Source organism: Spirulina sp. CCNP1310 (assembly GCF_034932185.1).
GTDB lineage: Bacteria > Cyanobacteriota > Cyanobacteriia > Cyanobacteriales > Spirulinaceae > Spirulina.
In genome coordinates this window covers 1-12956 of record NZ_JAYGHW010000109.1, presented here as the reverse complement: position 1 = coordinate 12956, position 12956 = coordinate 1, and the positions used below count along the sequence as shown (strand labels likewise).

At 67.6% G+C, this 12956-nt stretch carries 4 protein-coding genes; 3 read left to right on the top strand and 1 reads right to left on the bottom strand.

Annotation, left to right across the window (positions count from 1 at the left end; genetic code table 11):
* Window positions 1–6407, bottom strand: a 6407-nt coding sequence (locus VB712_RS20185; protein ID WP_323258129.1) for a beta strand repeat-containing protein, incomplete at its 3' end; no start/stop codon positions are given.
* 148 nt (window positions 6408–6555) lie between these two features.
* Between VB712_RS20185 and VB712_RS20180 the strand changes: the two genes are divergently transcribed.
* The 3 genes from VB712_RS20180 to VB712_RS20170 all read left to right on the top strand — a co-directional run.
* The gene (locus VB712_RS20180; RefSeq protein WP_323258127.1) at window positions 6556–10494 is read left to right on the top strand and encodes an ATP-binding protein; all 3939 of its coding nucleotides are present in this window, start codon (window positions 6556–6558) and stop codon (window positions 10492–10494) included.
* Window positions 10491–11420 carry a response regulator gene (locus tag VB712_RS20175; protein ID WP_323258125.1) on the top strand — a complete coding sequence of 310 codons (930 nt, stop codon included), beginning with the start codon at window positions 10491–10493 and terminating at the stop codon, window positions 11418–11420. Before VB712_RS20180 ends, VB712_RS20175 begins: the two co-directional genes overlap by 4 nt.
* 183 nt (window positions 11421–11603) lie before the next feature.
* Window positions 11604–12956: DEAD/DEAH box helicase (locus VB712_RS20170; RefSeq protein WP_323258123.1), on the top strand; the 1353-nt coding region annotated here is incomplete at its 3' end.

The window sequence follows — 12956 nt, the reverse complement described above, 5'->3', positions numbered from 1 at the left end:
GCCTCCACCAGGTAGTTTTCCACCCCGGTTTTGATGAAGTCTCCATAAGGTTCCGTGCCGTCGAACATCGCGGCCATGTTGGGCGCGGCGGCCGCCTGCTTCCGCCAGACATTCCGCGCCTCTACCAGGGTATCCACCAGTTTGGCGCGCTCATCGCGCAACTGGGCTTGGATGACCTCCACAAAACGAGATTCGCCGACCGTGTAGGTAGAGGCCGGCCGGTCCTGCAGCGCCCGCGCGTAGTTGGCAAGGGGTTCGGCCAGCAAGACGCGTTTGGCCGGGTCGTTCCCGATGTCGCTGAGCCAGGCGCGGATGGTGGCCGGATTTGCCCCCGCCATACCCTTGAGGTCGGAGCCGAAGATGGCCTGCACCAGGGGATCGTCATTCGCGGTGCCAGCCGCAAAAAGCGACGCCACATGATCCATCACCATGGTTACGCCCACCTCGGCGTGATCGTTAAAGAGCAGACCGATGTTGGTCCGGTAATCGTTTAAGGAACGCACCACCAACGGCGGACGCTCGATCACGTCCCGAAGCTCCTGGTCGTCGCTGAGCCTGAATGGGCGTTGGAGCGTGAGCCTTCCCGGCTCGATGGCGGTCACGGCATAGTTGGAGTTACCGCCGAGTAAGTTGCCGGTGGGCACGATGCCGAGCTCGCGGCGTTGGCCGACGGCGGCGAGACCCGGGGCGCGCGGGAAAGTCACCGTGACATTTTCGGTTGGAAGCGGCGCGAAGAAGGGCGCGTAGCCCCCGAGGAAGTTTCCCCCGGCCTCACTAAGGACTTCGGCGTAGTCATCGCGCACCACCTGGACCGTGGTCGAAGGCGTGGGAAAGACCTGGTAGGTGAATCTGGGAAGAGACAAGGAGAGCTCTTCACCCGTCAGACCGTCCAACAGGCGGCTCTCGAAGGTAAAATCGCCGAAGCGGGTGATCGTGCTCAGGTCGGTCCCGGCCGGGTAAGTCCGCGTGAAGTTGCTAACGCTGATGGTCACCGGACGCGGCGCGACGGTAAGCACGCCGAGATCGACCGAACCCAGTCGGTAACGGCGCGGGTCAACAGTGCCGCCGGGAATGATGGTGTAGTATCCCGCCGGCGAGGTGGTGTCCGCGTTGACCGCGAGGCGCGGGTCGATCTGGCCGGCGAGATCCAACCCCTCGGGCAGCGGCGCTCCGAGGAGGCGGTAGGTGAAGTCGGGATTTGCGTTCCCGAAGTAACGAAACGCGTCTTCGATCACGATGTTCAGCACCCGCGGGTTGATCCGGAGAGTGCCGGACGTCGCGGCGGTGAGCGTGTAGTTGGGATCGAGCAACTCGGGCGTGATGGCGTAGTTGCCGACAAACGAGGTCGAGGTGGCCGTGGTGCCGAGCCGCACGACCTCGTTGATCGGGTCGAGATCGGGCAGGAGGTTGGTGTTGGCATTGGCGATGGTGAAGGTCGGGTTGGCGTCGCCGTAAACGCGCGTGACGTCGGCCGCGATGATGGTGATCGGGCGCGGCCTGACCGTGAGCGTGCCGGGCTCGGCGGTGATGGTATAGTTCGTCGCGGTGGCGCCGGTGACTGTGAAGGCATACTCGCCCACCGGGGCGGCGCGCCCGGCGGGGACCTCGGCCGTGGCCCCGCTGACGACCCGACGGGTATCGGTCCCCTTGAGGCCGGTCACGCTGAAGGCGGGCGTGGGGTTGGCGTCGCCGTAAACGCGGCTGATCGCGGCCGGCCGCAGCGTGAGCGGCGCGGGGGTGACGTTAAACGCACCGGCGACGTAGGTGATGTCGTAGTTGGCGGCGTTGCTGAAATTGAAGGGCGTGATCGCATACGTGCCGACGTTGCTGAACTGCTCGACCGCACTGGAGAAAAGCACGCCGGCGGCGAACAGGTCGCTTTCCAAAACACCCGCGTAGGTGGCGGTGAAGAAGGGCGGATTGGCCTCCCCGTATTCGCGCGTGACGTCGTCGGCGGTGATGGTGGCCGGGCGGCGCGTGATGGTGAGCGTGCCGGGCTCGCGGGACACGGCGTAGTTGGGATTGGCCCCGCCGGTGATGTTGATCGGGTAGGTGCCGGCGTTGGTGCCGGCGCCGAAGACCTCGATCGAGCCCAACACGGAGGCGGTGTCGAACGACGCGAGGCCGGTGATCGCGAAACCGGGCTGGGCGAAGGTCTCGCCGTAAACCACGTTCACGTCTTCGGCCGTGATCACCACCGGGCGGGCCGTGACGGTGAGTTCGCCGGGCACAAAGGTCGTCGTGTAGTTGGCGTTGGCCGTGCCGGTGACGTTGAGCGGGTAGGCGCCCACGGCGGCGTTGAGCGGCGCGGTGCCAAAGGTGAGTCCGGGGAACGCGGCCGCCGTGTCGCCTGCGACGAGTCCGGCGAACGTGGCGCTGAAGGCAGGGTTGGGATCGCCGTAGCTGCGTTGGGCGTTATCGGCCGTGATCGTGAGCGGCGCCGGGGTGATGCTAAACGCGCCGGGCACATAGGTGACGGCGTAATTGGCGTTGGTGATGCCCGAGGGCGTCACCGCGTAGCCGGTGCCGACGGGCGAGTTGACCACCGCGTTGGTCGCAAAAGCGAGGCCGGGCGCGGCGGTGGCCGCGGTATCGCCCGCGACAAAACCGGCGAAGTCGGCGGCAAACACCGGATCGGCTGCGCCGTAGAGACGTGTGGCATTTTGCGCGGTGACGGTGAGGGGCGCGGGATTGATGGTGAGCGCGCCGTCGGCGAAGCTGATCGTGTAGTTGGCGTTGGTCGCGCCGGCCGGCCGGATGAAGTAACTGCCGCCCACCGCCGAGTTGACGACGGCGTTGGTCGAATAGGTGATCCCGCCGATGTCGGCCGCCGTGTCACCGGCGACGAGACCGGTGAAGGTTGCCGAAAACGCCGGGTTGGCCGCGCCGTAGAGCCGGGAGGCGTTTTTGGCCTGGATGGTGAGCGAGGCCGGATCGACAGTGAGCGTGCCGTTGACGAAGGAGATGTTGTAGTCGGCCGCCGTGGCGCCGCCCGGGATAATGGCGTAAGTGCCCACCGGCGAGTCCGGCACGGCGGCGGTCGAGAACGTGACGGGCGAGGTCAGCACGCTCGCGTTATCGCCCGGGAGGAATCCGGCAAAGCTGGCGGTGAACAGCGGATTGGCCTCGCCATAGAGACGGGTGAAGTTGTCCGCCGTGATGGTGAGCACCTGCCCCCCGATGGTGAGCTGGCCGTTGACGAAGGTGATGGTGTAGTTCGGATCGGCGACGCCGGAAGGGATGATGGCGTAGTTGCCAAACGGAGCACCGTCGCTCGCTTCGTTGGTGAAGACCAGCGAGCCCGCGTAGTCGGCCGAGGTGTCGTCGGCGACCAGACCGGTGAACGTCGCCACGTAGGTGGACGGATCGGGGATCGGATCGCCGACCTCGATCGCGGCGGCGGGCGCGGTGATGGTGAGGGGCGCGGGGTTGATGGTGAGCGCGCCGTCCGCGAAAGAAATGTCGTAGTTGGCGTTGGTCGCGCCGGCCGGGCGGATGACGTAGGCGTTGCCGATGCCGGTGTTCACATCGGAGTCGGGTGTGGTGAAAACGAGGTTGTTGAAATCGGCCGGTGCGTCGGCGTTTTTCAGACCGGTGAAGGTGGCGGTGAACGCCGGGTTGGCGGCGCCGTAGAGCCGGTCGACGTCATCGGCCTTGATGGTGAGCGGTGCCGGGGTGACGCTGAAGCGATTCGTTCCCGGGGCGTAAGTGAAGGTGTAGTTGGGCGAGGCCGCGCCGCTGGCGGTGATGTCGTAGGTGCCCACCGGGGAGAGGATGGTGGCGGGAGTCACGTAGCTCGGCGCGGTGGTGAGATCGGCGACGGTTTCGCTGTTCTTGAAACCGGTGATCGTGCCGGTGATCGCGGGATTGGCGTCGCCGAATTCGCGGGTGGTGATCGCCGGCGTCACCACAAGGGGGGCGGGCGTGATCGTGAGATCGCCCGCGACACCCGCAAAGCCGTAGTCGTAGTCCGAAAGCGTGAAACCGGTCTGGCTCACGGTGATGGCGTCGGCGTAGGTCCCCGCCGTGCTGCCGGCCGTGAGCGCGGTGGCGAGCGTGGGCGCGCCGGAGTAGACGTCGGCGGCGGCATCCGGCGCCAGCAGGCCGCTGAGGGTAAAGGTGAAAGTGGGGTTGGCGTCGCCGTATTCGCGGGTCTGGTTGTTGGCGGTGACCGTGATCACCGGGGCCAGTTCGTGGAGGAAGCGATTGCCGGTCTGCGTGATGCTACCGGGCGGGTTGGCGGCGAAGGTCTTGTTGTAAACCGGCGCGCCCGTGAGGCCGCCGCGGTTGTCGTCGGCGGGGTTGGCCGAATAGATCAGAAAGCGACCGGTGCCGGTCGGGTTCAGCGCGGCGGCTCCCGCCTGGTTGATGAAGCGGCCGCCTTGGGCGGCGAGCACGATGTCCGAGTAGGGCGGGACATCTTCGCTGCCGTAGAGCAGGCCGGTGCTCAACGCTGCGCCGGCGGCGAGGGTCAAATCGCCAACGGTGGAAAGCGTGATGTCGGCGCCCCGACCCGCGACCCAGACACCCTCGACTGTGAGCCCGTCGGCGCCGTCCGCGATGGTGACGTCGCCCTGGAGGAGGCCGCCCAGATCGACAGCGCGGAGGATGTTGATGCGATTGGCGGGATTGGTGGCGGTGATCTCGCGGATGAAACCGCCATCGCCGTTGGACTGTTCCAAACGGTAGCCGATCTCGAGCACGTTGGTGGTGACCGCGCCGCGCAGATCGATGCTTCCGCCCGGCCCGTCGAAGACGAAGGACGATGCGAGATTCTCCCCGCCCCGGCGGGCGATGATCGTGTCGGCCGTGAGCGTGGCGTTCTCCGCGAGCACCAGATCGCCGGTGAGGGAGGGCAAGGTAAAGTAAGCATTCGAAATCGACGAGTTTTGCACCGGGCCGACGATGAACTCGATGGAGCCGTTGGCGCCGGCGTCGATGTTGGCGTTCACATGGATGCTGTTGCCCGAGTCGAAGGTCAGCCGATTGCCGGAAGTCCAGGAAATCGGGGCTGAGACCATGATGGAGCCGTCGGTGTAATTGATCGGTTCCGCAGGGGGAACTCCCACCGGAAAGTCGGCCGGGCCGACCAAGGTCGTATCCAAAGTAACATTACTGAGCGCGAGCTGGGCCTGGAGGGTCGAGACGAGCAGGATCGAGGTTTCGGTTCCGTTGCGCTGGCCGAAGAGCGACACGTTATTATCGAGGTTGATCGGGTCGCTCTGGGTGCCGTCGGCGACGATCTCCAGCGAGACCGGGTCCAGCAACAGGTCGCCGGCGCGACCGGCCGGGGCGGTGAGATCCACGCGGCCGGCAAAGTTGAGCACGCGTTTGCCCGAGACCTCGGCAAAGGCACCGTCGCCGCCCGACCCACCCGCGCGACCGTCGATATTGCCCGCAAAATCCGCTCGCTGGTCGGCCCAGACGATGGCCCGGCCGCCGTCGCCCGTCGGCGAGGTCGCGGCGACGTCGATCACGGCCTCCGCGCCCACGCGGGTGAAGGCGACGTTGGGCACGGCGGCGTTGGCGCCTTGGTAATCCCCGCCCACCAGCACCTCGCCGCCGGAGCCATCGGCGTTGCGCGCGGTGAGGTTGCCCGTGACCGCGACGGTGCCGCCGGTCGCGGTGAGGAGCACACGGCCGTCGCGCCGCTCTACCCCGGTGGCGCGCACGACGCCGGTCTGGTTGACCGCGAGTTCGTAGAGGTCGCCGTTGGCGGCTTGCAGGCGCGCCTCGGCGGCGTCCACCAGGCCGCTGTTGTCCACCCCCTTGCCGTCGGCCGCGCCCTCGCCGGTGGCGGACGTGACGATGCGCAGGCGGTCGTCGCCGTAGGGCGAGTAGATAAACTCCGTAGTCGCCCCAAGCGCGGCCACGCCGGACGGCGCGTGGACCTCACCGGCGTTGACGACGCGATGCGCGACGAGCACGGCATCGCCCGCCGTGGCGCGGATGACGCCGAGGTTGACGATACCGGCCTCGGTGCCGCCGGAAAAAGCGAGGTCGCCGCCGGCGAGGAAGGCGGCGTCACCGATCTGCGCCGTCGTCGCGAAAAAACTCCCTGCGTTGATCCGCGCATCGGCGCCCACGAGCACGCCGTTGGGGTTGATGAGATAAACGCGGCCGGCCGCGTTGAGTTGCCCGAGCAGTTGCGACGGGTTGGCCCCGACCACGCGATTGAGCAGCGCGGCGTCGGCGGCTTGGTGGATGTTGACGACCCCGCCCGCCCCGATCCCGAAATCCGCCCAATTCACGATGCCCGCCTGCCCGAGTTGCGTGATGTCCATGCGCGCGCCCGCCGAGGTGATCGACACGTCACCCGCGACGACCTGGCCGCCCGTCGGCAACGCGATGGCATGGGGCGGCAAAATCGCCAGCGGCAAACCTACCGCCGCCGCGATAAATCTCATGGTGTTGCTGCAATGGTCGAAAACTCGGGATACACGCATTACGTAGATCACCTTAGCGCAAAGGGAGAAATTAGGGTATTCTCCCAAGGGAGAACACCCTACCCCGCAGCCTTGCTCCCGCCGCGTTGAAAATCCTTTCTGCCACCCAGTGTTCCCGGGAAAACTTTACGTCATCGGCGGCCTGAGCCTGATCTTCGGTCTCGGGCTCACCACCGCCCGAGCCTCCGAACTGGGCCATGCCGACGTTCACCTTGCCCAGCTCGAACTTCCCCGGAATCAAGTTCGCCACGATCAAATCGGGCGCTTGGCCGACGGCCGGCTGATCCTCACGACCGGCGCCGCGTTGCTGCTCCATGACGGCCGGTTCAGTGAAACAGTTCCGCTGCCCGCTAAGTCGCTTGTTCACCAAGTGCTGGGCGAGCCCGACGGCAGTATCTTGGTCGGGGCCCGCCATTTTCTCGCTCGCGCCCGACCACGGCCCGGTGGCGGTTGGGATTGGGAGGACCTTGGACCGACCGAAAAACAGCATCGAGAGGTGTTGAGCACGAATTTCTACATGGTCACCCCGCTGCCCGAGGGCCTCGCCCTTCGCGGTGACGGTGCGCCCACTGAGGTAAGCGCCGGTTGGAGCGATCCGACGGGCCGGTGGACTACTTGGTCGCAACACTATCGGGATCTGGACCCCAGGCACCCGGAATTACCCTTCATCGGTGTGGGCCGCCACCTCTACCGCCTCGAAGCTCGTCAGAAACTCTCCCGCTGGCACCAAGGCGCGTGGCAACACGACCGCACGCTCACGCTGCCTCTGGACGACGCCGTCAAGCACCTCACCGAGTTCGACGAAGGCCGCCTGCGCCTGGTCTTGCATGACGGCACCCTCGTGAACGTGGAGCGTGACGGCGAGGTGCGCCGCAGTCGTTTCCCTTCTGCTCCAGAAATCCCCGCCCGCCTCAACTTTGTGTTCGACCTGCCCGGCGAGGCCTTGGCCTGGGTGGATCAAAACAACACGCTGCGTTTCCTGCGCGCCGATGGCTACATCACCTCGACCATCGACAGCACCACCGGACTTCCGCCGGGTGTCGTTCGCCCGATTGTCGGTGATCCCGGCGGCCAATTCTGGGCAGGCGTCGGAGGGCAGATTGTCCGCCTGAATCATCCCCTCCATCTCACGCGCTTTGATCGCTTCAACGGCCTCAGTTCGCCGACCGTTCATTCTCTCGTTCGCCACGACGGCCGCCTCTACGCCGGCACCGAGGCCGGCGTCTATCGTCTCACGCCGGACCCCGCGCCCGGCCGCGCCCGCTTCGCTCCCTTGCCCGGCCCCCAGAACCGCGTTTCCGCGCTCACCGTCTTTCAGGGTCAGTTGCTCGCCGGCTCGACCGACGGCGTGTTCACGCTGCGCGACGACCGCTTCGAACTCATCCCCGACAGCCCCGTGCGCGTGACCGGTTTTTACCCCTCGGTCGCCGATCCTCACTTGCTCTACCTCGCCGGCGACCTGGGCGCCCGCCGTATCAAGCTTACGGATACAGGCTGGGACGTCCTCGACCGTCGTGCCACCGCCTGGACCCGGGCCGTCCTCGAGCAGACCGAGCTGGGGTGGTGGACGATCAGCAGCCACGGCGACCTAAGCCACGACGTGCCCGTCCCTCGCCGCTTGGCGGACCCCTCGCCGGGCGGGCCGAACTTGATCGGCATGGCGAGACTCACCATGCGAATGTTTGGTCAAGAGGTCTCCCGCGGCTCCAACCTCTCACGCGACCTCGCCATGACCCAGGGCGAAGCCTCCGACCTGCAACGCTGGGGCGAAACCCCGATTGCCGTCACCACCACCGGCATCTTCGACCTCGGTCATCCCGAGTTCCCCAACCTCCTCGACCACGCCACCCGCGACACCTTGGGCGAACAACGCCGGATCACGCGCTTCGCCCCGACCTCCGCCGACGAAGGCTGGGTGGTGCTCGGGCCGGCGGCGGAGGACGTTGCGGCCAACCTCGGTTGGCAAGTGCGCCTCACCGCCCGCGATGCCGCGGAGCCCCTTCGCGTCTTGCCCGCCACCGCCACCGCCGTCGGCGAGATTCACGCGCTGCTGCCGGAGGGCGACATCCTTTGGGTCGGGGGCGAACGCGGCCTGCTCCGGCTCGACTTGCGCGGGCTGCCCGCCCCCGCCGCTCCGCCCACGCTCCGCCTGCACGCCTCCGGCGCCCTCGCCGGATCGCCGACCGGTGCTCAGCTCCCGCACAATCACCCGGCGATCGCGTTTGCCTTTGCCACGCCCGATCCCGCCCACGCCGCCCACACCACCTATCGCTCGCGCCTGCTAAGCGACGGCGCGGGCGATTGGTCGCCCTTCACCCTCGGCACCACCCGCGAGATCGCCCGCCTCCCCGCCGGCCGCCACCGCCTCGAAGTACAGGCGCGCAACGCCGACGGCCTCCTGAGCCCGATCGCCGCCTTTGATTACGTCGTGTCGCCCCCGTGGTGGCTGTCGGTCTGGGCCGCCCTCGCCGGCGTCGCCCTCGTCCTCGCGCTCATGTTTGCCACCATGCGCTGGACCGCCCGCCGCGGTCTCGCCCGCGCCCAACGCCTCGAAACGCTCGTCGCCGAACGCACCGCCACCCTGCGCGCGAGCGAGCACCAACTCGCGCAGGCCAAACTCCTCGCCGAGGATGCCATGCGCCAGGCGGAGCGCGCCAACCACGCCAAAAGCGCCTTCATCGCCGCCATGAGCCACGAGCTGCGCACCCCTCTAAACGCCATCCTCGGCTTCGCCCAAATTCTCCGCCGCGAACCCTCCCTGTCGCCCAAGGGCCGCTCGCGGATCGATGTCATCGACCGCAACGGCCAACACCTGCTCGGCATGATCAACGAGGTTCTCGACCTCTCGAAAATCGAGGCCGACAAAATGCGCCTCCAACTCCGGCCCTGCTCCCTCCGCCGCCTCGCCACCGGCGTCGCCGAGATCTGCGAGCCGCGCAACACCGAGAAACACCTCTCCTTTCACCTCGAATTCGGCCCCGACGTCCCCGCTCATGTCATGGCCGATGAGACGAAACTCCGCCAGGTCCTCATCAACCTGCTCGGCAACGCCATCAAGTTCACCCCCCGCGGCCGTGTCACGCTCGCCCTTTCTCGCGCCGCCGAAAAAGTTCGCTTCGAGATCACCGACACCGGCCCCGGCGTCCCGCCCGAATCCCGCGAAGCCATCTTCGAGCCGTTTCACCAGGGCCCGCACGAGGACGACCCCGGGGGCACGGGCCTCGGCCTGCCCATCAGTCAACGCCTCGTCGCCCTGATGGGCGGTCGCATCCACGTCGATGCCGCGCCCGGCGGCGGCGCGCGCTTCTGGTTCGACCTTGCCTTCACCCCGGCCGAGGCGCCGGTCGCGAGCGCTTCCCCGCTCCGCATCACCGGCTACGTCGGCCCGCGCCTACGCGTGCTCGTCGTGGATGACGTGGAGACCAACCGCGCCGTGCTGCGCGAAATGCTCGGTGGCGTCGGTTTCGAGGTCACCGAAGCCGCCACCGGCGAAGCCGCGCTCGACTCCTGGTCAAGCACCCGCGCCCACCTCGTCCTCCTCGACCTCCGCCTCCCCGGTATCAGCGGGGCGGATACGGCCCGCCGCCTCCGCGAGTTCACCCCGCGCCCCCGCCTCATCGCCGTGAGCGCCAGCGTTTTTTCTCCCGATCAAACCCTCGCCCCCGCCACCGCTTGCGACGCGTTTGTGCCGAAGCCCGTTGATGAAGCCCTGCTCTTCCGCACCATCGGCGAGCAACTGGATCTCGTCTGGACGTTCACCGAACCCCCCTTCGTCCCGACCGCGACCGAGCCGGCGATCACGCCTCTGGCGCCCGACGCCATCGCCGCCCTCCCCCTCCCCCCGCCCGACACTCTCGCGGCCTGGCTCGAACTCGCCCGCGGGGCCGACCTGCACACCCTGCGCCTGCAACTCGACGCCGCCCACGCCACCGGACCGGACCGCGAGTTCCGCCTGCAACTCGACTCGCTCGCCGCCCGTTACCGCGCCAGTGCCATTCGCCAGATCCTGCTCAAAACTCGCAACCTCGCCCCCGCCGATCCCACATGACCGCCCCCGCCCCGACCGCCACGGTGCTGATCGTCGACGACACGCCCGACAACATCACCGTGCTCTTCGACTTCCTCGCCGAGCGCGGCTTCAAAGTCCTCGTCGGCGAAAATGGCGAAGCCGCCCTCGAGGCCCTCGAAGTCGAGGAGCCCGACCTCATCCTCCTCGACGTCATGATGCCCGGCCTCGACGGCCTCGAAACCTGCCGTCGCCTCAAAGCCCTGCCCGCCGGCCGCGACGTGCCCGTCTTTTTCATGACCGCCCTCGGCGATCCCTACGACAAGGTCCGCGGCCTCGAAGCCGGCGCCGTCGACTACCTCACCAAACCCGTTTACCCCGAAGAAGTCCTCGCCCGCATCCGCGCCCACCTCGAGATCCGGCAACTCCAAAAATCCCTCCAGGAGCAAAACGAGCGCCTCGACGCCGCCCTCCAACGCAGCATCACCGCCGAGCGCGCCCTCCAAACCCTGCTCGACGAACCCGTCCTCCTCGCCCGCGCTTTCACTCACGAGCTCCTTTTTGCGACCGCCCAAGCCCGGACCCTCATCGACTTGCTCGGCGGCGAGGCGGAACTCGCACGCCTCCTCGCCGCGGACGCCGAACACGCCCCCCTGCCCGACGGCCGCCGCCTCCTCCTCCATCGCGGCGCCACCTCGCAAGTCAACCAAACCGAACTCGTCACCCTCCGCGTCCAATCTCGCGCCGCCACCCCCGACGACTTGCGCTCCCTCGGCCTCACCCCCCGCGAGGCCGAGATGCTCTTCTGGATCGCCCAAGGCAAAACCAGCCCCGAGATCGCCATCATCCTCAACACCCAGGTCTGCACCGTGAAAAAACACGTCGGCAACCTCCTCCCCAAACTCGGCGTCGAGACCCGCCTCGCCGCCGCCCTGCTCGCGCAAACCCTCCTGCAACGCGGCGATTGACCGCACTATCCCGCCGCGAGATTACCGCTTGCACCCGCCGCGCCCCTCGCCGTTAGTGCCCGATTCACGGAACCCGCGCCTCACCGGCGCCCCCGGTTCCACGTTCGGACGATTCTTCGATGAGAGGCCGTCAGATACGCCTTCGTCTCATCGATCCATGGCGCCCTCCGGCGTCACACCGTTATGCAACCAGAATCCTCCGAAGTCACCTTCGCGTCCTTGCCCTTGGCCGCGCCTCTCCAACGCGCCCTCGCCGACAAAGGCTACACCCATCCCTCGCCCATCCAGGCCCGCGCCATCCCGCCCGTCGCGGCCGGCCGCGACCTCATCGGCATCGCCCAGACCGGGACCGGCAAGACCGCCGCCTTTTCCCTCCCCATCCTCAACCATCTGATCAAGTCCAACGCCCCCCGCGTCCCCGGCGCGCCCCGCGTCTTGATCCTCACCCCCACCCGCGAGCTCGCCGCCCAGATCGCCGAAAACATCGCCCAATACGGCGCGCACGTCCCCGTGAAACACACCGTCATCTTCGGCGGCGTCGGCGAGCGCCCGCAGATCGAGGCCCTCCGCCGCGGCGTCGATATCGTCATCGCCACCCCCGGCCGACTCGAAGACCTCCTCAACCAACGCCACGTCGCCCTCGACCGCGTCGAGATCTTCGTGCTCGACGAGGCCGATCGCATGCTCGACATGGGCTTCGCCCCCGTCGTCAAACGCCTCATCACCAAACTCCCCCGTCGCCGCCAGTCGCTGCTCTTCTCGGCCACCATGCCCGAGTCCATCCGCGAGCTCGCCAACAGCCTCCTCCACGACCCCGTGCGCGTCGAGGTCACCCCCGCCGCCTCCACCGCCGACCGCGTTGATCAGCTCCTCTGCCACGTCGCCACCAAGGCCGATAAACACCGCCTGCTCCTCCACCATCTCCAACAATACCACACCGGCCTCATCCTCGTTTTCTCCCGCACCAAACACGGGGCCGACAAGATCGTGCGCGCCCTCGAAAAAGACGGCGTCAAATCCCACGCCATCCACGGCAACAAATCCCAAGGCGCCCGCACCCGCGCCCTCGAATCCTTCCGCAGCGGCAAGTCCCGCGTGCTCGTCGCCACCGATATCGCCTCGCGCGGCATCGACGTGAAAGGCGTGGAACTCGTCATCAACTACGACCTCCCCGACGAACCCGAAGCCTACGTCCACCGCATCGGCCGCACCGCTCGTGCCGGCGCCGAAGGTCAGGCCATCGCCTACTGTTGCCCCGAGGAACTCTCCGTCCTACGCGACGTGCAACGCACCATCCGCCAGACGATCACCGTCTGCACCGACCACCCTTTCCAACCCGCCGGCGGCACCCCGTCGCTGAACGGCCCCCTGCCGCTCAGCCCCATGCAAAACGGCAGCCGTTCCCAACAAAACAACCAACGCCAGGGCAACCGCGGCGGTGGTGGCGGCGCCCGCTCCGGCGGACGCCCCTCCTCCTCCCCGGCTCGCAGCCACGCCTCCGGCGGTCACGGCGGCGGCCACTCGCGCCCCGGCTCC